The 18,757-nt window shown below is 44.4% G+C and carries 22 protein-coding genes; 16 read left to right on the top strand and 6 right to left on the bottom strand.

Translation table 11 applies throughout. The annotated features are described in order from the left end of the window. Window positions 1-191 precede the first annotated feature (191 nt). Window positions 192-743, bottom strand: coding sequence for a manganese efflux pump (locus IPG41_00290; protein ID QQR55005.1), 552 nt, complete (start codon window positions 741-743; stop codon window positions 192-194). A gap of 259 nt (window positions 744-1,002) precedes the next feature. Here IPG41_00290 and IPG41_00295 point away from each other — a divergent pair, with 259 nt between their 5' ends. Further along, the gene (locus IPG41_00295; protein ID QQR55006.1) at window positions 1,003-2,751 is read left to right on the top strand and encodes a sodium:solute symporter family protein; all 1,749 of its coding nucleotides are present in this window, start codon (window positions 1,003-1,005) and stop codon (window positions 2,749-2,751) included. Window positions 2,752-2,867: 116 nt separating this feature from the next. Here IPG41_00295 and IPG41_00300 read toward each other — a convergent pair whose 3' ends face one another. Both IPG41_00300 and IPG41_00305 read right to left on the bottom strand, forming a co-directional pair. Next, window positions 2,868-3,533, bottom strand: coding sequence for a GNAT family N-acetyltransferase (locus tag IPG41_00300; protein ID QQR55007.1), 666 nt, complete (start codon window positions 3,531-3,533; stop codon window positions 2,868-2,870). A gap of 46 nt (window positions 3,534-3,579) precedes the next feature. Continuing rightward, window positions 3,580-3,849, bottom strand: a complete 270-nt coding sequence (locus IPG41_00305; GenBank protein QQR55008.1) for a hypothetical protein — start codon at window positions 3,847-3,849, stop codon at window positions 3,580-3,582. 377 nt (window positions 3,850-4,226) lie between these two features. Here IPG41_00305 and IPG41_00310 point away from each other — a divergent pair, with 377 nt between their 5' ends. From IPG41_00310 to IPG41_00335, 6 genes are all read left to right on the top strand, one after another. Continuing rightward, on the top strand, window positions 4,227-4,502 hold the full coding sequence (locus tag IPG41_00310; protein QQR55009.1) for a metal-sensitive transcriptional regulator: 276 nt from the start codon (window positions 4,227-4,229) through the stop codon (window positions 4,500-4,502). A gap of 1 nt (window position 4,503) precedes the next feature. Then, window positions 4,504-6,765: a copper-translocating P-type ATPase gene (locus IPG41_00315; protein ID QQR55010.1), complete on the top strand. Its 2,262-nt coding sequence runs from the start codon at window positions 4,504-4,506 to the stop codon at window positions 6,763-6,765. A 15-nt stretch (window positions 6,766-6,780) separates the two neighbouring features. Further along, window positions 6,781-7,365: a class I SAM-dependent methyltransferase gene (locus IPG41_00320; protein QQR55011.1), complete on the top strand. Its 585-nt coding sequence runs from the start codon at window positions 6,781-6,783 to the stop codon at window positions 7,363-7,365. 131 nt (window positions 7,366-7,496) lie between these two features. After that, complete coding sequence (locus tag IPG41_00325; protein ID QQR55012.1) at window positions 7,497-7,730, top strand: hypothetical protein; 234 nt, start codon at window positions 7,497-7,499, stop codon at window positions 7,728-7,730. A gap of 30 nt (window positions 7,731-7,760) precedes the next feature. Further along, window positions 7,761-8,195 (top strand): disulfide bond formation protein B, encoded by a 435-nt coding sequence (locus tag IPG41_00330; protein QQR55013.1) that lies wholly within the window; start codon window positions 7,761-7,763, stop codon window positions 8,193-8,195. Between the two features lies 1 nt (window position 8,196). Then, the gene (locus tag IPG41_00335; GenBank protein ID QQR55014.1) at window positions 8,197-8,853 is read left to right on the top strand and encodes a thioredoxin domain-containing protein; all 657 of its coding nucleotides are present in this window, start codon (window positions 8,197-8,199) and stop codon (window positions 8,851-8,853) included. 469 nt (window positions 8,854-9,322) lie between these two features. On the opposite strand, the gene IPG41_00340 is transcribed toward IPG41_00335, so the two are convergent. Genes IPG41_00340 through IPG41_00350 form a run of 3 tightly spaced genes read right to left on the bottom strand, consistent with a single transcriptional unit; the run spans window position 9,323 to window position 11,591 of the window. After that, window positions 9,323-10,099 (bottom strand): undecaprenyl-diphosphate phosphatase, encoded by a 777-nt coding sequence (locus IPG41_00340; protein ID QQR55015.1) that lies wholly within the window; start codon window positions 10,097-10,099, stop codon window positions 9,323-9,325. A 3-nt stretch (window positions 10,100-10,102) separates the two neighbouring features. Next, window positions 10,103-10,711, bottom strand: a complete 609-nt coding sequence (locus IPG41_00345; protein QQR55016.1) for a cation transporter — start codon at window positions 10,709-10,711, stop codon at window positions 10,103-10,105. A gap of 1 nt (window position 10,712) precedes the next feature. Further along, window positions 10,713-11,591: a cation transporter gene (locus tag IPG41_00350; GenBank protein ID QQR55017.1), complete on the bottom strand. Its 879-nt coding sequence runs from the start codon at window positions 11,589-11,591 to the stop codon at window positions 10,713-10,715. Window positions 11,592-12,036: 445 nt separating this feature from the next. Here IPG41_00350 and IPG41_00355 point away from each other — a divergent pair, with 445 nt between their 5' ends. From IPG41_00355 to IPG41_00395, 9 genes are all read left to right on the top strand, one after another. After that, entirely contained in the window at window positions 12,037-12,759 is a 723-nt protein-coding gene (locus IPG41_00355; GenBank protein ID QQR55018.1) for a DsbA family protein, read from the top strand. Between the two features lie 2 nt (window positions 12,760-12,761). Further along, complete coding sequence (locus tag IPG41_00360) at window positions 12,762-13,169, top strand: hypothetical protein (protein QQR55019.1); 408 nt, start codon at window positions 12,762-12,764, stop codon at window positions 13,167-13,169. Window positions 13,170-13,187: 18 nt separating this feature from the next. After that, window positions 13,188-13,658: a hypothetical protein gene (locus IPG41_00365; GenBank protein ID QQR55020.1), complete on the top strand. Its 471-nt coding sequence runs from the start codon at window positions 13,188-13,190 to the stop codon at window positions 13,656-13,658. Continuing rightward, complete coding sequence (locus IPG41_00370; protein QQR55021.1) at window positions 13,658-14,161, top strand: hypothetical protein; 504 nt, start codon at window positions 13,658-13,660, stop codon at window positions 14,159-14,161. Before IPG41_00365 ends, IPG41_00370 begins: the two co-directional genes overlap by 1 nt. 25 nt (window positions 14,162-14,186) lie before the next feature. After that, window positions 14,187-14,459 carry a metal-sensing transcriptional repressor gene (locus IPG41_00375; protein ID QQR55022.1) on the top strand — a complete coding sequence of 91 codons (273 nt, stop codon included), beginning with the start codon at window positions 14,187-14,189 and terminating at the stop codon, window positions 14,457-14,459. A gap of 47 nt (window positions 14,460-14,506) precedes the next feature. After that, window positions 14,507-16,384, top strand: coding sequence for a hypothetical protein (locus IPG41_00380; GenBank protein ID QQR55023.1), 1,878 nt, complete (start codon window positions 14,507-14,509; stop codon window positions 16,382-16,384). Window positions 16,385-16,398: 14 nt separating this feature from the next. Continuing rightward, the gene (locus IPG41_00385) at window positions 16,399-17,955 is read left to right on the top strand and encodes a multicopper oxidase family protein (protein QQR55024.1); all 1,557 of its coding nucleotides are present in this window, start codon (window positions 16,399-16,401) and stop codon (window positions 17,953-17,955) included. An 18-nt stretch (window positions 17,956-17,973) separates the two neighbouring features. Continuing rightward, complete coding sequence (locus IPG41_00390) at window positions 17,974-18,195, top strand: hypothetical protein (GenBank protein ID QQR55025.1); 222 nt, start codon at window positions 17,974-17,976, stop codon at window positions 18,193-18,195. A 218-nt stretch (window positions 18,196-18,413) separates the two neighbouring features. Continuing rightward, the gene (locus tag IPG41_00395; protein QQR55026.1) at window positions 18,414-18,734 is read left to right on the top strand and encodes a DsrE family protein; all 321 of its coding nucleotides are present in this window, start codon (window positions 18,414-18,416) and stop codon (window positions 18,732-18,734) included. Window positions 18,735-18,757: the final 23 nt, after the last annotated feature.

Raw genomic sequence — 18,757 nt, forward strand, 5'->3', positions numbered from 1 at the left:
TTTGCAGATTTCTCCTAATGCCACTGCGCCTCAGGGGAACGGGAATTGAACCCTTTGCTGGACTTCCAAGGAAAGATCATCCTTAAACAGGGGTGATCTTTTACTTCGTACAACGAAAATTCGAGTATCTATCGCCATAGCTACTCGGGTCATAGGCTTTCAAACTGCCCGTAATGGCTGGCCACTCGGGTCTAGTATCCAAGCAAATGGGTGACAAGAATTTTTATCCCTAGAAAGATCAAGATGATTCCTCCAAGCTTTTCTGCATAAGAGGAAAGCGTTTTTTGGAATACTCGACTCAAACAAAGTCCTAAGAAAGACATCAAAAGCGTGACCACACCAATCATCAAAATACTACTCATAAAGTCGAGGTCAAGAGCATGAAATCCAACTCCTACAACCAAGGCATCAATGCTGGTTGCTAAGGCCAATACTCCGATTGTTCCAAAAGAGAGAGGCCCTGACTTTTCTTCAATTTCATGCTCTTTTTTAAGATCAAATATCATATTTACTCCCAAGCCGCTTAGAACAAAAAAGGCAATCCAATGGTCCACAGGCGCAATCCATCCTTCAAAGGGCATTCCCAGAAGATAGCCAAAGGCAGGCATCACCATTTGAAAAACAGCAAAACTGATCGCAGCAAAAAAAAGCTTTGGGAAGGATCTATATTTGGAGCTTAAAGCTATTGAAGCAGCACAAGCATCCATGCTGAGGCCAAGGGCAGTGAGGAAAACAACATTCATAATGGAATTAAACCTAAATAAAAAACTCGGGTCTAGTAATAGGAGCTATTCCCAGAGACTCCATAAGGAGTAAACCCAGCAAAGTTCTCCGCATGCACACCCAAGCTGGCATTGCGGGGAGACACAATTGTGGCACTTCGGGCTAAATGGGACGTTTGTCTCGTACAAGGACTTGCTAATGCTCCTTCACATCTATTCCATCCAAAGAGAATGTCCTGCTAGAATGCCAACGTTTTTTCTCAAACCCATCCCACGAAAAATGATGGCATTTCTAAACTCAGATAAACTTGCCCCCGCTCTAGTTATTCTTGGGTACTTTTTAGTCATAGGTCTCATAGGTGCCTACAGTCACCGCTTTTTAAAAAAAACCGCGGAAGATTATTTTTTGGGAGGAAGGGCCACCAAAACTTTGGTACTGCTCTTCACCATGGCGGCCACTAATTTTAGCGCCGTCACCATTTATGGATTTTCTGGAACGGCCTACCGCCAAGGTTATAGTTTTTTCCCCATCATGGCCTTTGGAACGGGTTTCATGGCACTCACCTTTTATTTTATCGGTAGACGCGTATGGGAACTGGGAAAAGAAAAAGGCTACATGACCCCCCCTCAGCTCATGGGAGATGAGATGAAGAGCCCTTGGCTCCGCCGTTTAGTTTTTTTGGTGATGCTTGTGTTCTCTCTCCCCTATATCGCTATTCAGCCCATCGCCGGAGGGTACACCCTAGAAGCGCTCTTGGGCATTCCCTATTTTTTGGGAGCAAGCTTAGTAACGGGTATGATTCTTCTTTATACATTTTGGGGAGGATATCGCTCCGTTGCGTGGACCGATGTGGCACAAGGCATAATTATGCTCACGGTTATGCTGCTTACCGTGTGGGGCATCGCGGAAGCAGAGGGGGGGGTTGTGGCAGCCAACACAGCGGTATTTGAAAAAATGCCGGAGCTTTTTTCCCGTCCCGGTGCCGGTGAAGTTTATACTCCGGCGCTATGGTTCAGTTACATGATTCTTTGGTTTTTTTGTGACCCTCTATTCCCACAACTGTTCCAACGATTCTTTGTGGCTAAAGAAAAAAAAGCTTTGAACCGAACGATGATTTGGTACCCCCTCGTGACTGGCGTTTTCTTTTTACTACCCATGGTGATAGGAGTTTTAGGTCACTTGAGCATCCCCGGCCTAGAGGGCAAAGAAGCCGATAGAATTTTCCCGATGCTCGCAGAGCTGCATTTTTCTCCGGTCACTGCGGCCTTTATTGTAACAGCAGGTCTCGCAGCACTCATGTCCACTATGGATTCACAAATGCTCACCCTCAGCTCCATGTTCACTAAAGATGTTTATGAACCACTCACCGGTCGGCCAGTGAAGGGCAATGGTGTGGGTCGAGCTTTTAGTGTGCTTTTAGCTGGCCTGGGTTTGCTCATTGCCTACTTCAACCCGAGCTCAATCCTGCAGATAACAACAGAAACCTTCACAGGGCTTGCAGTTCTCTTCCCAGCCTTAGTGGCCATTTTATATTGGCCACGTACCCATGCTGGGGCTGCTTGCACTTCGATATTGATGGGAGAACTCTTGGTTATTTTGTACCATTTCAAACTCTTACCAACGGGCGGCTTTTTATCAGTTATTCCCATCTTAGGATGCACCACAGTGATTTTGGTCTTGGGAAGTTACCTTGGGAAGGCAAAACCTCGTACCCTACCCAAAGTGCCTAAGTCCACTTGGATTTGGGGCATGCTTTTTTACAGGGATTTTTGCTTTATCCTTAGATTTTTGGAATTGGAGTCAGACTCCTACTTTATGGGGGGGCTTGCCTCTATGGGTGTGGGCTACTTTAGCCTTAAATGGGATCACCGCATTGGCTTTTTGGGTCTTGAGTTCAAGGAAGCAAATCAAAGAAAACTAACACCTTTTCTCAGGATTGAAAGTATCTTTATAGGATACTCGTTGACTTTTGGAAAGTTTAAAAATTCCCACATGGATCGTTCAATGGGAAATACAAACTGCACGTGATGGCTGGCCACTCGGGTCTAGTACCCTTTTGACCTGTCTCATTGTAGTGTCTCTTGCCGTGAGACACAACTATGGCGTTTCAGGATAAATGAGACACTTGAGACAGTATAAAAAAGCTAGGAAGAACGAGCCGCCCACCGAACTTTGGTAGGTCTAAATCCTTGTCGCTCATAAAAATGCAGAGCAGACTCGTTCCCCACAGCAGCGCTGGTCCAAAATCGCCCCACTTGCCGTTCAGCAGCCCAGGTTTCAGCAGACTTCAAAAGACTTTTTCCATAGCCCTTGCCGCGAACTTTTTCGAGCACCATGAGTTCCAAAAGATAAGCCGAGCCATCGTCCTCCAGTTCCACCACGCTGAACCCCAGCAACTCTCCAGCCTCAAACACCCCATAAGCCGCCGCCGTCCCGTCTTGAAGTTTTTCATCGATCTCTACAAGGTAAGCATCGATTTCAAAAACCGCCGGATCAGCAAAATACTCAGTATCCAATTGATAGTGAAAAGCTTGCTGTTCAAAAAGCAAATCTTTGAACTGACGAACATCAGACAAAGGAACTATCTCCGGACTGACAACATGGACTTGAGGAATTTTCTCAATAAAAAGAAGCCGCTTTCGAAAGCCAGCGGGAGCTTCCACCTCTAGCGGTAAGTCGATTTGAATCCATTGTTTGGAAGCTGCAGGGACAGTAAAATCCGACCCAATTTTTTGTGACAAATCCAAGTACAAATAATCCGAAAAACTCAGATCGGTGACGAAGATGTGAACAGTCTCAAAAGGATGCATGCATCCACTTTATTCTTTTAGCAAAGAGTGGTAAACTCCTAACCTGTTAATAACAGACTATGCCAGAAAGACCAAATAGATATGATCGCCACATGAATAAAAAAGCTTTGGCAGCAAAAAAAACTTCTCCAGGTAGGCCTTCTTCCTGCAAAACACTTCTGAATTCACCAATATTCTCTGCAATTTGCTCAGGGAAAACCACATGAAACGGTGTCCCAATAGATCGGGCAAGAGTGGCAAGAGTGGCGCGTTCATTGAGAAGATCAGAAACATTCCTTGATTGCAGTGCTGGGAAACGGCCTGGAGAATCACTCATACCAGTTTGATCAAAATGGGGATTATTTTATGTTTTCTTTACAGATAAAACAAGAGGTTATTTCAGTTCGAAGAACAGATTGACACTGCGGTACTAGCACTTCATAAGGAGTAAAACCAGCGAAGGCTCCGCATGCACGTCCAAACCAGCCTTGCGGATCACAAGGCTTTGTCATGCAACTGATGGCTGGCCACTCGGGTCTAGTACCCTTGGGACTGTCTCATTTTACCTATTCTTGCCGTGAGACACAATTGTGGCGTTTCAGGCTAAATGAGACATTTGAGACAGTATAAAAAGGGCGACTCAAATTTGTTTTATTTGACAGTTCATAGTATAACCACTAACCTAGGTAGTAGGTTATTTAACAAATCTTATTTATGATGGACCCCTACAAAACCAAAGCAGAGCTTGGTACTAAGAAAGCTCTTGGTCAGCTCAAGAAAGTCCTTGAAATGATTGAACAGGAAGCCTACTGCATGGATATTTTGCAGCAAGTGAGTGCCGTGGAGGGACTACTCGCCTCCGTCTCTTCCCTCGCCTTAGACAGTCACCTCCACACCTGCGGAAAGCGAGCCTTCTCTAGTTCAAATGAAAAAGAACAGGAGAAAATCATTCAAGAACTCCTTTTAGCATTTAAGAAATCAAAAAAGTAATATGACTCATCAAACCTACAAGATTAAAGGCATGCACTGCGCCTCCTGCGCTGGAATCATTGAGCGAACCTTTAAGAAAACGGAGGGAGTTAGCTCCGCTGAAGTGAATTATGGCACGGAAACCGCAAAGGTAGCCTTTGACGAACATAAAGTGCATGCAACCGACCTTTCCAAGAAGATCGAACCCTTGGGCTACTCTTTAGTTCTAGAAGACCATTCTAAACATACAGGGATCGGACAATCGAAAGACGACAAACTGAAGGAACTATCCGAACTAAAGAACAAGGTCATTTCAGCCATCCCTCTGGCTGCTTTCAGCATTGTGCTCATGACTTGGGAAATCCTTATCCAGTTTGAAGTGCTTCCAGCTATGCCCGAAATTTGGGGGGAATTCTTCCATCATCTTTTGCCCTTGATGGCGACCTACGTTCTATTTGTGGTCGGTAAACCGTACTTACTGGGCTTCTACCGCTTCCTCCGCTACGGGAAAGCCAATATGGACACTCTGATTGGAATCGGAACTGTGGCTGCGTACCTCTACAGCTTCATCATAGCCGCCTTCGAGGAACCTCTCTCCGCGTACATCAACACCGAGCATAGCTACTACGACGTGACCATCGTTGTGATTACTTTTATTACTCTCGGTAAGTACATGGAGGCACGCTCAAAACTGAAAACGGGAGATGCCATTGAACAACTTCTGAATCTTCAGGCTAAAACAGCCCTTGTGCTCCGTGACGGCAAAGAAGTCGAGCTGCCCATCGACCAAGTGCTTCATGGGGATCTGATTATTGTGAAGCCTGCAGGTAAAATTCCCGTGGATGGCGAGCTAACCGAAGGCTCTTCCTACATTGACGAATCGATGGTCACAGGAGAACCCATGCCCGTGCATAAGACCATCGGCGATAAGGTAGTAGGAGGAACCATGAACACCAGCGGGTCTTTCACTTTCAAGGCAAGCAAAGTGGGAGCTGAAACCATGCTCGCGCACATCATCAAGATGGTGGAAGAGGCTCAAGGCAGCAAAGCGCCTATTCAAGCCTTAGCAGATAAAATATCCAGCGTCTTTGTACCCGTGGTACTTGTTTTTGCTTTCGTTGCCCTTGCAGCTTGGCTCATTATTGGAACGCAGTATCTTGGCTTCTCACAAGCCCTCTCCTACGGGCTGGTTTCTTTTGTAAGCATCCTCGTCATTGCGTGTCCTTGTGCGCTTGGACTGGCAACCCCAACCGCTATCATTGTGGGGGTGGGGAAAGGAGCCAAGGAAGGAATTTTAATCAAAGACGCAGCCACCCTTGAAAAGCTCCATAAGGTGAATACGGTGGTGGTGGACAAAACAGGGACCATCACCAAAGGCAAACCTGAACTCATTTCAATCCTCAACTTTTCCAAGAAAAGCGATAACGACCTCCTCACGATTCTTGCTTCACTCGAAAAGAAATCGGAGCACCCCATTGCGCATGCTCTTTTGAGTGCTGCGACCGAGAAACACCTGACTATGCACACGGTCTCGGACTTTGAAGGGATCAAAGGGAAAGGTCTCAAAGCGTCGATTGACGGCACGGTTTACTACGCAGGAAACGAAAAGCTGATCCACGATCTAAAACTTTCTTTTGACCTCCATGTGATTGAGAAAGAAACCGCAGAAGGCAAAACACCCATCGTTCTTGCAAGCAAAGAGGAAGTCCTTGGAATAGCTCTTGTTGCCGATGCTATTAAACCAGAAGCGAAGAAGGCAGTAGCCCAGCTCCACAAGATGGGACTTGAAGTGGTCATGCTGACGGGGGACAATAAAAACACTGCCAACTTTATAGCCAAGGAAGCGGGAATCGACACCGTGGTCGCTGAAGTGCTTCCCGAAGATAAGCTCAACACCATTAAGAAACTCCAAGCAGAAGGAAAAATTGTAGCTATGGCGGGAGACGGTGTGAATGACGCGCCAGCCCTCGCTCAAGCGGACGTGGGTGTTGCGATGGCAACGGGTACAGACGTAGCGATTGAGTCGGCTGGAATCACCCTCCTTCATGGAGACATTTCCAAACTGGTGAAAGCCATCCACCTCTCAAAGATGACCATGCGAGGAATCAAGCAAAACCTCTTCTGGGCTTTCTTTTATAACATCATAGGCATCCCCTTAGCGGCTGGAGCCTTCTACCCCATCTTCCAGTGGCTTCTAAGCCCCGTGTTCGCAGGACTCGCTATGGCGTTCTCCAGTGTGTCTGTAGTGGGAAATTCACTACGACTTAAGGCTAAAAAGTTATAACAACTTCCTATGATAATGAATCGAATTGAGTTCTGGCTCATGAACAACCCCATCCGCGCGCTCATTCAAAGATATGAAGCAAGCCGCATGCGCCATATGACCGACTTCAAGGGTGGAGAAGTCCTCGAAATAGGATGCGGGCAAGGAGTGGGGACATTATTGATCGTCCGACTCTTTAAGCCTCGGAAAATCACTGCCCTTGATCTTGATCCAAAAATGGTTGAAAGAGCGAAGCGAAAAGTTCGGCTTTCACACATTCACTTTGAACAAGGGGACGCCTCTGCCCTAAGGTTCAAGGAAGAGGAGTTCGATGCAGTATTTGACTTCGGAATACTCCACCACATCCCTAACTGGGAAGATGCGCTAAAGGAAGTCCATCGGGTACTAAAGCCAAAGGGACTGTTCATTTTGGAAGATTTATCGATAGAAAGTTTCAAACTGCCACTCTTAGGATGGGTTTTAAGGGTTCTACTGGATCATCCCTATAAGCAGATGTACAAACGAGAAGAGCTTTTGGATTTTACGAAGAAAAATGGCTTTAAGATTGTAGCAAAAAGAATGAATCCATTTTGGTTCAACCTTATTTTAGAGAAGGAATGACATTTGAGAGACTCTTATTTCTAGTAATTAGATGCCAAATTGGCTAATCTACTTCCATGAGAAATTTTAGAGTTTTTCTTGTCGCCTTTCTCTTCCTCCAGATTTTCTGCCTGATGCAGTTCAGCGTGACAATGAACCATGCTAGAGACATGGGGGACCACTGCCCTGTAGAACACTGCTTGGCTCACAGTGGCGAAGACAGTCCAGCACTCAATACTTTCAATCCGCCCGATCCTGTTGATAAAGCTACTTCTTTCGACGACGGTGACTACTTAACCTACGCTGAACCCAAACTTTTAATTAAAAACCCTAGAGAACTCTCTAGTTTTTTGCTTCAGACTCAAAACATCGTTTTAAGGTTATAGAAAGTCAAACCAGCTTTCTTATTCCTTAAAATGTCTGTTATGAAGCATTTTCTAACTGCCAAAACTTTCCTCTACATAGCTTGGATTCAATCCTTGCTCGCCCTTGTAGGAAGCCTCTACTTTAGTGAAGTCATGGATTTGCCACCCTGTGTACTTTGTTGGTATCAACGCATCCTCATGTATCCGCTCGCACTCATTTTTGCCATTGGCATGCTAAGAAAAGATCAGGGCTTGCACCTTTATGTCCTCCCATTCTCGATCTTGGGCTTTGCCGTCGCCGTTTACCATAACCTTCTGTATTGGCAAATCCTCCCTGAAAGTGTTGCGCCTTGTGAGGCAGGCATTTCCTGCACCACCAAATTCTTTGAATGGTTTGGCTTCATTACTATTCCATTCATGTCCCTAACCGCATTCACCGTCATAACGGTTTGCATGCTTTTATTCAGAAAATTTAACCATAAATAATATGTCAGAAGACTCAAAAGTCATTACAGGAATCTTAGCCTTCACAGCACTCATAGTGATCGGCATGTTTTTATTCACCTCAAACACGGCCTCCAACTCTGTAGAGGAAGTCGCCAGTACTCCTCCAGCCGATACTACTCTCTTAATCCGTGAAGACAGCCAGAAGATCGAAGCCAGTGATGATCGAATAACCATTGTAGAATTTGCTGACTTGGAATGTGAGGCATGTAAAATTGCCCATCCCATCTTGAAACAAATTCTTGATGAGTATGAAGGTCAGGTGAACTTTGTGTTCCGTAACTTTCCCTTTCACAACAACTCTGTGCTAGCAGCAAAATCGGCTGAAGCAGCGGGAGAGCAAGGGAAGTTCTGGGAGATGCATGACCTTCTCTTTGAAAACCAGATGGAATGGGGCGAAAAAACCACTCCTCAAACCGAACTTTTCATCTCCTATGCTGAAGAACTCGGTTTAGACATTGAAGCCTTTACAGCAGTTATAAACAGCACCAAATACGAAGACAAGATTCTAAGGGACCAAGCCGATGGAAAAGCCTTGGGAGTGAACAGCACTCCCACCATTTTCTTCAACGGGCAAAAGCTCGATGGCATCCCAAGTGTTGAAGAACTCGAGGCTTTAATCGAAGCTGAACTCAAATAACATGCGAGGCATATTTTCTTTTTACAAGAAGCCCTCTGTTGTTTTTCTGACCTTAGCTTTGGGTGTTTTGCTTTCCTCTCTCTATGCGTACTTTCTTGACACACTTCCAGGCAGTGATCCGAATGGTCTCGCATGCATGGAGGGAGGAAACCTTACGCCTTTCAACTTAATATACGGGGCCATTCTAAGTTTCCTCGTGAGTGTCTTCGTGGTTGTTTCCCTCTTTTCCTACAAACGAAAAAGAAAAGGAAGCCTCTTGAGTGGTTCTGCCTTCAGTCTTTCTGCAATGCTCGCATTTTTGAGTGCATTCTGTACCCTTTGCGTATTTCCAAGCCTCGCTTTTTTTGGGGCTTGGGGTCAGTTTGAGCTTTCTTACATCGTACGGAGGCGTACTGAAGATATTAAGCATTCTTTTTATTCTAGCTGCCCTTTATTTGATGGATCGAAGACTCCGTATCGCTTGCGACTGTTAAAACCCAAGGTAGAGGAGCACAAAGAAAAGACACGCTATGCCTATCCTATAGAACCCAAAGGCACTGAAGGTTTGCTTCCGCAGCGTAGCGAGCAGGAACTTGATGCTCACGAGTGCCATGAGGAAGGAAGTGAAGAACCCCACGCTTAGCAGCGCGATTTGGTCGGATGTGAAACTTTGAGCGTTTTTATAAAGATCCAAGGTGGTGGCTGCAAGCATTGTGGGCACGGCTAACAGGAAGGAAAATTCAACGATGGTTTTCTTTTGTAGACCAAGGAGTAAACCACCTACGATGGTAGCGGCTGATCGAGAAACTCCTGGGATCATGGCTACCGACTGGAAAAGACCTAGGAGGATGCAAGTTTTGTAGGGAATCGAAGATAGTTCTTGGGTTTCTGTACTTTTCTCCCTATGAGTTCTCTCAAAGATGATCAAAAGTAGTCCTCCAACGAGCAGTGCCCACAGCATTACGTTGAAGTCCTCGAGAAGATACTGCTTGACCAGTTTATAAAATAGCAAGCCTAAGATTCCTGTAGGCAGAAAAGCCAACAGTAGGCGGTTGATAACCTCCCACTTGAGAAGGCTCTGCCAGTAGAGAAAGACCACCGCTAAGATAGCTCCTAATTGAATGATGATCTCAAAACTTTTCAAATACTCACTTTGATCGAGTCCGAGCAATTTGCCCGTAAGAGCGAGATGCGCGGTTGAAGATATGGGAAGAAACTCTGTAAAGCCTTCAACCAATCCTAAAATGAGTGCGTGCAGTAAATTCATAGTTTAGCAGTCACACATTTTTTCTTCCTTCAGCGTGGTATACCCCTCCTTGAAGGTCAGACCGGTGAAGAAAATGCCTGCAAAAGCATCTGCCCACCATAGCTCAAAGAAGTAATTCAGTCCCAGACCCACAAAAAGTGCAACGGACATCATGGTACAGATGAAGGTCTGCTGTGAATCTGCAACAAGACTTTTACTGTTGAGTAGCTTTCCAACCTTTCGTTTGGAGTGGGCTAGCCACGGCATGATGATCAAAGACAAAACCGCAATTACAATTCCAACCGCACTCGGCTCTGGACCCTCCCCAAGGTAAAGGTCTCTCAAAGATTCAAAGAGGATATAAGCCCCCAAAAGGAAGAAGCTGTACCCAACGAGCTTTGCTGCCTTCTTCTCGATCTTCTCTTCCTCTACTTCACTCACCGTCCGCTGGGTAAATCTCCAAATCATGACACTGCCTGAAAGAGATTCAATGAAGCTGTCTGCACCAAAGCCTATCAAGGCAATGCTTCCCGTCCCGATGCCCAAGGCAATAGAAATAATACCCTCCACGACGTTATAAATGACCGTGAAGTACGAAAGGAACCGAGCTTTTCTTTGCAAAAGGTGTTTCATATCAACATTTTTCTAGGTTACATTCTTCCTTGCCCCTTTCAAGCTCCAGCGTGGCATGAGGGATGCCATAAGATTGGAGGAGTAATTGTTTGGCGTCGCACTTAACTTCAAACACACGCTCTTCAGAAAGAGCATTTTCCACTATGAGATGGCTGGTTAGAACGCTTTCCTCTCCATCCAAAGACCATACATGAGAATCGTGTACAGTCAAAACACCCTTAATACCGAGCAGACTCTTTTCAATCTCTTTGATTTTCAGGTTATCTGGCACTCCTTGCAGGAAAACTTTTACCACGCTTTTGAGGTTCTTTAAAACTTTAGAAAGGACAAACAACGTGATTAAAATGGAAAGAATTGGATCAAGAATGTGGGTGTCTTGAATGCTCATAACGATGCTAGTCACCAACACCGCTACCCAGCCCAAAACATCCTCCATCATATGCCATGTAAGAACCTTTTCGGTGAGTCCCTTACCTGACCTTAATCGAAGAGCAGTGAGACCATTGAGCAGTATTCCAACGACTGCCAAAATGAACATACCCTTAGCATCGGTGTGTTCGGGTGCGAGCAAACGAGGAACCGCTTCTGAAAGAATAAGCAGCGAGCCACTAATGAGCACAATGCTGGAGATGAAGGCTCCAATCAGAGAGAAACGCTTATATCCATAGGTAAAAGACTCACTCCGAGGTTTCTTGGAGACTCTTTCAAAATACCAAGATGTGCCGAGAGAAATGCTGTCGCCAAAATCATGCATGGCGTCCGAAAGGATGGCTAAACTGTTGGTATAAAGCCCACCCACCAGTTCGATGCAAGTGAACAGGATGTTGATACCAAAAGCGATTTTGATGTTTCCTTCCGTACTGTGGTGATGTTTTTCCATTTTTGAATGGATGATAGCAGATCACGCTACTTATTGAAATTGCTTTAAAACCAAAAAAAGCTAGAATAAACAGGTGAAAAAAATGACACAAAAAATTCTACTATTCCTTCTTATCGGACTCTTTGGTTCATTTTTCTGTGTCAAATCCATGGAGGGAATGCACAGCCAAGCCTTGGAGGATTCTACCTCGTTCGAGCAAAATTGTTGTGACTCACTGCACAGCCCATCAATAACAAAGTTATTGCCAAATAATCTTACTCCACAAATAGTTCTCGCTTGGGTTCCTGTTTATTTGTTCACAGGTTTAATACTTCTCTCAAAAACATTCAGAGAAAAGTTTTCCGAGTCACCTCCATTAGCACTTTCACTGGCTCGTTTCTCAAAAGGCGTAGTTCAAAGGGAGTGAAGTTTTTGACTTCTACTCTCTTTAAATTTAACGCCTTTTATGATGAAAAAAAGTAAAAACCAGTTTTCAAAAATCTTACCGCTGTTAACAGTCCCCGTTTTAGTTGGGATTGGTGTTTTGCTCGGGCAGCAATTGGGAAACGGACAAGTGATTGAAGTTGCCCAAACTACAAATCAAGCTCAAGCACCTTCGCTTGCACAAGTGGAGAATCCACCGGATGCTGATAATGATCCTTTCATAGGATCAGAAGATGCCCCAATTACAATGATAGAATTTTCAGATTATCAATGCCCTTTTTGTAGGAGCTTTTTTGATGAAACGCTGCCTTTAATAAAGGAAAATTATATCGACAAAGGTTTGGTGAAATTTGTTTATCGAGACATGCCGCTGACTTCTTTAGGTCACACGGACGCACTGCCCGCAGCCAACGCGGCAGAGTGTGCGCGAGAACAGGGTGGGGATGAAATTTACTTTGCATACCACGACCTTATTTTCGAGGGCGAAAATAAGCTGGGATACGGAACCGTTCAAATTCCAGAAGAGAGTATCTACTCCTACGCAAAGGAGCTGAGTCTAGATGAAGATGCTTTTAGGGAATGCCAAGAGGGGGAAAAGTACTATGACGAAATTGCGGCAGACTCTGCAGCAGGCAGAGCGGCAGGAATGAACGGGACTCCAAGCTTTGTCATTAATGGGCAAATCATGGTGGGAGCCTATCCTTACGAAACTTTTGAGCAAGTACTTAACGATCTTTTAAAATGAACATGACAAACAAAGAGCTCGTGAAAATCATCCTAATTTCAGCGGCAGTCTTCCTTGTGCTGGGTGCAGTGACTGCAGTTTATGAAAATCCATTTTTCCAACGCATGACTCCTTTGTATTGGTTTGATTATGTCTTCCTAGGTCTGGAGTCCATGCTGATGGGGCTTTTTTGGGGGATAAATGCACCTGCTTGTGCGCTTAAAAAAGCAGGATTCGGAGGTGTGTTTGGGTTCCTGGGCTTCGCGTGTCCTGTTTGTAATAAGTTGCTTTTATTACTCTTTGGTTCCGGACTCTTGCTCACCTACTTTGAACCTATCCGGCCTTTTGTCGGAGCGCTAGGAATAGTGCTTATAAGTTTTGCAGTTTATAAAAAACTTTCATTGAAGTCATTAACGTTGCAAAGCCTCTAAAAATTTAATCCAAATTTCATGTCATCATTTTTTCAAAAACGGTGGGTCCAGGATACGCTTGTTTATGGAACCATCGGAATCGTCATCTTTCTCATTATTTTTGGCATAGTAAGAAGTTTTCAAAAGGTTACAAATCCGGTCACAGGTGCCGAAGTTCATTGGCATGCTCCGATTTCCTATGAAGCATGCGGAGAAACTTTGAATTTGAGCGATTCAGGAAGTCACAGCATCATCCATGGTCACGATGATGATCAAGTTCACGTCGAAGGACTCGTTTTAAGTGAAGAAGACATCACCTTAGTTCAGTTCTTTAAAAATGCAGGTTTGAGTATTACGAGCGCAAACCTAGAAGAATATAAAAACGGTGACATCTGTGAAAACACTGGCACCCCTGGCCAAGTGAGTTTTGAAGTGGATGGTAAAAGTTACACAGATCCAAGTCAAATCATCATTCAAGACAAGCAAAATATTCTCGTAAAATTTGAATAATGAAAGGCCTACAAAAAATTCATGAAGAACCATTGCAGTGGCTGTATACCATAACTTTAGCAGCGATTATTTTTTATTCTTACTATCTAGTAATGAGGCTTTTACCAGGGGTTGGCAGCACTCCAGCCTGTCTCGTGGGAGGGTCACTCACTCTTCAAAATCTTATTTTTTCCGCCCTCCTCAGTTTTTTGACAGCTTTGATAATATCTGGATTATTTCGCCTCTATTTAAAAAGGAAATCCATGATCAAAAACGTAAAGACTGGGTCTGTAATGGGATTTGGATTCTTGCTTGGTTTCTTCACAGTCTTTTGTACGCTTTGCACCATTCCAGTGATATCTGTTTTCGGCTTTGCCGTGGGTCTAGGATTTCTCACAACCTACAACCTAGCATTTAAAATACTCAGCCTAGTACTAATGTTCATGGCTTTAACATTACTCGACAAGCAGTTGAATTTTTGCGAAACGTGCGTACTTGACGGTGATACACGCAATAGGGTATAGGGGTATTGGCTATTAACCACTTCCTATGATCAATCAAACTATTAAAAAAAGATCGATACATCGTGTAAAAATTCTCATGGGTCAATTTGAGGCCTTACTGAGGAGTATAGAAAGCGAAGAATATTGCACGGAACTCCTCCATCAGTCTCATTCCATACAAAGCTCTCTTAAAAGCCTGGACAAACTTCTGCTCGAAAATCATTTGAATTCGCACGTTAAACATCAAATGCAAGATAAAAAACAGCAAGAAAAAGCCATCAAAGAACTTATAGAAATATATACTTCTTCACACCGTTAAACTCAAGAAGCATGAACCTTGAAAATTCAAAAATCTAACTTTTCATTATGAAAAAAACACTTTCACTCCTTCTTGGCACCGCTCTATTTTTGAGTGCTTGCCAAACAAAACCTTTAGACGAGCCACAAGAAGAAAGCTCACTAGACAAAAAAATCTACGTTGCCGTAGAGAATGATAATCAAGTAGCGGTAGTGGATCCTGTATCTGGCCTGGTGACAACAAGAATTGAACTCTCAGGAATGCCCCACAATGTTCAAGTTTCTCCAGATGGAGAAACGGTTTGGGTGACGGTCAATGCAATGGAAGAAGACGAAGCTGAAATGCATGGCAACGACGACGCTCTTGGAACAGAAGACCAACTTATAGTTATATCTACAAAAACGGACGAAATCATTCAGCAAATAGATTTGGGTGCTGACCTTCATCTGGCTCACGTAGTCTTAAGCCCCAACAGTGCATGGGCCTACGCCAACGCACAAGAAGCAAATAAAGTTTTTGTAGTGAATGCACAAACCTATACGTTTGAAAAAACAATTGAACTGCCTGAAGATGCAGAGCCACATGGCCTGCGGATAGATCCACAAGGCGACTTAGCTTACCTTGCTTTAATGGGTGCCAAAGGCATGGGCATTCTAAATTTAGAAACCGAAGCGTTTGAAATCGTTGATTTTGGAGACGCCGTGGTACAAACCGGAATCACTCCGGACGGCAAATACGCCTTTGCTTCCTTGTACTCCACCAAACAATTGGGAATCTATAATGTAGAAACAAAAGAAACGAGCACGGTTCTCCTTCCTGATGCCAAGGGGCCTGTTCAAGTCTACCCAACTCCCGATTCTCGCTATGCTTATGTGGCAGACCAAGGTTACTACTTTGACCAGCCTACAAGCGATAAAGTTTACAAAATCGACCTAGAATCTAAGGAAGTAGTTGCCACCATCATCGCAGGAGAAGGACCTCATGGCGTGGCTCTTTCCTCCGATGGCTCCGAAGCATACATCACGAACATTGTGAGTGGAGACCTCTCCATCATTGACACTAAAACCGATCAAGTAATTAAGACCATCGACATTGGTGAAGCCCCAAACGGCGTCAGCGTGTGGGAAAGGGATATAAGTGAACCATCCGTTTCACTGACCCCAGTTGACTCCATTTCCCATCCCCACGGTATAGCGGTGGATCTCGAAGACTCTAATAAAGTATATATCGCTACCCATGAAGGACTACTTCTACTCCAAGACGAAAAAGATTTGTATCGAATTGGAGAAACCACGAATGATCTCATGGGCTTCACCATTGACGCAAAGGACCCAACAACTTTCTACATCAGCGGTCATCCCTCTTACGGAGGAAACATTGGTTTTCAAAAAACAATGGATGGTGGAGAAACTTGGCAAAAAATATCAGACGGAATAAATGGACCGGTTGATTTTCATACCATGACCGTGAGTCCTATTGATTCAAACACAGTTTATGGATTATTCAGTGGGCAAATACAAAAAAGTACGGATGGAGGGACATCGTGGACGCTCCTGAATAATCAACCAGAAAAAATCATCGCGCTTGTAGCAGACGTGGTTGATGCAAAAACGGTCTACGTAAGTACTCAGCAAGGGATTTGGGTGAGCACGGATGGCGGTGAAAATTGGAACGAACTTTCCGGTCAACTCAAATCCAGCGTAGTCATTTCTTTGTCGCAAAATCCAAAAGATGGGGCTCAAATGCTAAGCTTTTCAGACACCTTAGGTCTAGCCTCAAGTAGTGATGGTGGGAAAACCTGGGCCTCACTAGCGGGCGCGCCCAATGCGGTTCTTTATTTTATCGCCTTTTCAGCAAGCAATCCTGAGACGGTTTATGCCATCGATGAAAACAACCAAATTTACAAAAGTGAGGATAGCGGACTCACATGGGAGAAAATCTATTAACCCTTTTTAACTCTATGAAAAAATTACCGCTTTTCATCGCCCTTCTCGGTATTTCCCTGCTCACCGCTTGTCAAACGAGTACCAATAAAACAGAGGACGAAGTAGTCACCGAACTGCCCCTGGCTTCAAGTACATCCATCGTAGAACTAGCAGATGGAGACACTTACAATCTCGAAGCCTCTTTTGTAGAAAAGGAAATCGACGGTTCCGTTTATAAAATGCTCGCCTACAACGGCTCCATTCCTGGACCAACCCTCAAAGTTCAGCAAGGCTCGACCATAACCGTCAACTTCACAAACAACACCGATATTGAAACCACGCTTCACTCACATGGCGTACGTCTCGACAATGCTTTTGACGGTGTCCCCGATGTGACTCAGGAACCCATTCAAACTGGAGAAAGCTTCACTTATGAAATGCGTTTCGATGATGCTGGAGTATTTTGGTATCACCCCCATTTGAGAGAGGATTACGCACAAGACATGGGTCTTTATGGAAATTATATCGTGGTGTCTGGCCCTAAAGACGAATGGTCTCCAGTCAACCGAGAAGAGACGCTTATCGTGGATGATATTCTTATCGACGACGACTCAATCGTCCCTTATTCACTTCAAGAAGTCACTCATACCCTCATGGGACGTTTTGGAAACACGATGCTCGTCAACGGAAGCACCGACTACAACTTAAACGTTAACAAAGGAGAGGTACTGCGTTTTTACATCACCAACACGGCAAACACACGCGTTTTCAACTTGAGTATTCCAGGCGCACAGGTGAAATTGGTCGGAGCCGACAATGGACTCTACGAGCGCGATGAATGGACTGACGAAGTTTTGCTTGGGCCTTCCGAACGTGCAATTGTAGAAGTTTTATTTGCAGACTCAGGCGAGTTTTCGATCGTGCACAAAACTCCTGAAAAAAACTATACCATGGGCAAGTTTCTTGTTTCCGACGAAGAAGTCACGGAGTCTTATGCAGCTGATTTCAATACACTCAAGACTCATCAAAGCACTATCGCAAGCATTGATCCCTACCGAGATAGCTTCTCCAATGAACCAGATAAATTTTTAACCATTGATTTAGACATGAAAAGTATGGGAGGCATGCACTCCATGCACGGAGGGGGAATGATGGAAGACTCCATGATGAGCATGAGCGACGGTGAGCCCATCGAATGGGAGGATACGATGAGCATGATGAACAGCACGTCCAACACAGACACATTGGAGTGGCAGCTCATGGATGAGGAGACCGAAAAAACAAACGAAAACATCGATGACTGGAATTTCAAACAAGGTGACCTTGTAAAAATTCGTGTCTCAAATCCGGACGACACGATGCACCCCATGCAGCACCCTGTGCACATTCATGGGCAACGATTTCTTATCTTATCCACCGACGGTGAGCCTTCAGGCAATTTAGTTTGGAAAGACACCACTCTTATCCCAGCTGGAAGTACGGTCGACCTTCTGGTGGAAATGAGCAATCCGGGCGACTGGATGCTTCACTGTCACATCCCCGAGCATCTTGAAAGTGGCATGATGCTGGAATTCAAGGTTTCCTCACTTTAATTCTTTAATCCTAAAAATATGAAATTCTCAAAATTACTACATATCATCAGTGTTTTAGTGGGACTCACCGGGGTACTCAGCTTTGCCGCTGCCATCCTCGGTGGAGCTGATAACCTTGTGTTCGGAATTACAAAAGCAGACGCTTTAGCTTGTACGGCCATTCTTATCCTGATTGCAATTTGGGCTCAGATTGCAACGATTCACCACATGATGTTGGAGAAAAAAGGAGAGCTTATTTAAGGAGAGCCTATAACTTTTATTTTATGCACAAACACAACGAAACACATGGTAACCATATGGACTGGATGATGCTAATGTGCGCTGTTCCTATGATAGTGCTTTTAGTGTCGGGAGAAGCGAGCGGAAAATTAACAATAGTATTTGTGATCGGGCTGGGTATTTTTCTTCTGGGACATTTCTGGCCCATGATCAAAAAACTGTATCATTAACCTCAAAATATGAAACTAGGAATCGTAATTTATTCAAACGACGACGAAACGATCTGGAACGCCTTCCGTTTCGCAAATTTTTCACTTAAGGAAGGGGATGACGTTAAGGTTTTCCTACTGGCAAAAGGAGTCGAATACGAATCGCTTGATGGCGAAAAGTTTAACATCAAAGAACTAGCAAAATCTTTTGTCGACCACAAGGGGCAAATTTTTGCTTGCGGCACTTGTTTGAAATCCCGCGACTCGGAAGGTTCTGACCTGTGTCCGATGTCAACGATGAAAGATTTATATGAATTGGTGAAAGAAAGCGACAAAGTCCTTTCATTTTAAATACAAGATGAATCAAATCATTC

The organism is Candidatus Peregrinibacteria bacterium, assembly GCA_016699145.1.
Lineage (GTDB): Bacteria > Patescibacteriota > Gracilibacteria > UBA1369 > 2-02-FULL-48-14.

Bases quoted from the DNA above. Each gene is read 5' to 3' on its own strand.
- IPG41_00385 (QQR55024.1), top strand. From the start codon at position 16,399: ATGAAAAAATTACCGCTTTTCATCGCCCTTCTCGGTATTTCCCTGCTC.
- IPG41_00365 (QQR55020.1), top strand. From the start codon at position 13,188: ATGTCATCATTTTTTCAAAAACGGTGGGTCCAGGATACGCTTGTTTAT.
- IPG41_00395 (QQR55026.1), top strand. From the start codon at position 18,414: ATGAAACTAGGAATCGTAATTTATTCAAACGACGACGAAACGATCTGG.
- IPG41_00330 (QQR55013.1), top strand. From the start codon at position 7,761: ATGTCTGTTATGAAGCATTTTCTAACTGCCAAAACTTTCCTCTACATA.
- IPG41_00325 (QQR55012.1), top strand. From the start codon at position 7,497: ATGAACCATGCTAGAGACATGGGGGACCACTGCCCTGTAGAACACTGC.
- IPG41_00335 (QQR55014.1), top strand. From the start codon at position 8,197: ATGTCAGAAGACTCAAAAGTCATTACAGGAATCTTAGCCTTCACAGCA.
- IPG41_00295 (QQR55006.1), top strand. From the start codon at position 1,003: ATGATGGCATTTCTAAACTCAGATAAACTTGCCCCCGCTCTAGTTATT.
- IPG41_00350 (QQR55017.1), bottom strand. From the start codon at position 11,591: ATGGAAAAACATCACCACAGTACGGAAGGAAACATCAAAATCGCTTTT.
- IPG41_00290 (QQR55005.1), bottom strand. From the start codon at position 743: ATGAATGTTGTTTTCCTCACTGCCCTTGGCCTCAGCATGGATGCTTGT.
- IPG41_00305 (QQR55008.1), bottom strand. From the start codon at position 3,849: ATGAGTGATTCTCCAGGCCGTTTCCCAGCACTGCAATCAAGGAATGTT.
- IPG41_00320 (QQR55011.1), top strand. From the start codon at position 6,781: ATGAATCGAATTGAGTTCTGGCTCATGAACAACCCCATCCGCGCGCTC.
- IPG41_00310 (QQR55009.1), top strand. From the start codon at position 4,227: ATGATGGACCCCTACAAAACCAAAGCAGAGCTTGGTACTAAGAAAGCT.
- IPG41_00345 (QQR55016.1), bottom strand. From the start codon at position 10,711: ATGAAACACCTTTTGCAAAGAAAAGCTCGGTTCCTTTCGTACTTCACG.
- IPG41_00355 (QQR55018.1), top strand. From the start codon at position 12,037: ATGATGAAAAAAAGTAAAAACCAGTTTTCAAAAATCTTACCGCTGTTA.
- IPG41_00390 (QQR55025.1), top strand. From the start codon at position 17,974: ATGAAATTCTCAAAATTACTACATATCATCAGTGTTTTAGTGGGACTC.
- IPG41_00360 (QQR55019.1), top strand. From the start codon at position 12,762: ATGACAAACAAAGAGCTCGTGAAAATCATCCTAATTTCAGCGGCAGTC.
- IPG41_00380 (QQR55023.1), top strand. From the start codon at position 14,507: ATGAAAAAAACACTTTCACTCCTTCTTGGCACCGCTCTATTTTTGAGT.
- IPG41_00315 (QQR55010.1), top strand. From the start codon at position 4,504: ATGACTCATCAAACCTACAAGATTAAAGGCATGCACTGCGCCTCCTGC.
- IPG41_00375 (QQR55022.1), top strand. From the start codon at position 14,187: ATGATCAATCAAACTATTAAAAAAAGATCGATACATCGTGTAAAAATT.
- IPG41_00300 (QQR55007.1), bottom strand. From the start codon at position 3,533: ATGCATCCTTTTGAGACTGTTCACATCTTCGTCACCGATCTGAGTTTT.
- IPG41_00340 (QQR55015.1), bottom strand. From the start codon at position 10,099: ATGAATTTACTGCACGCACTCATTTTAGGATTGGTTGAAGGCTTTACA.
- IPG41_00370 (QQR55021.1), top strand. From the start codon at position 13,658: ATGAAAGGCCTACAAAAAATTCATGAAGAACCATTGCAGTGGCTGTAT.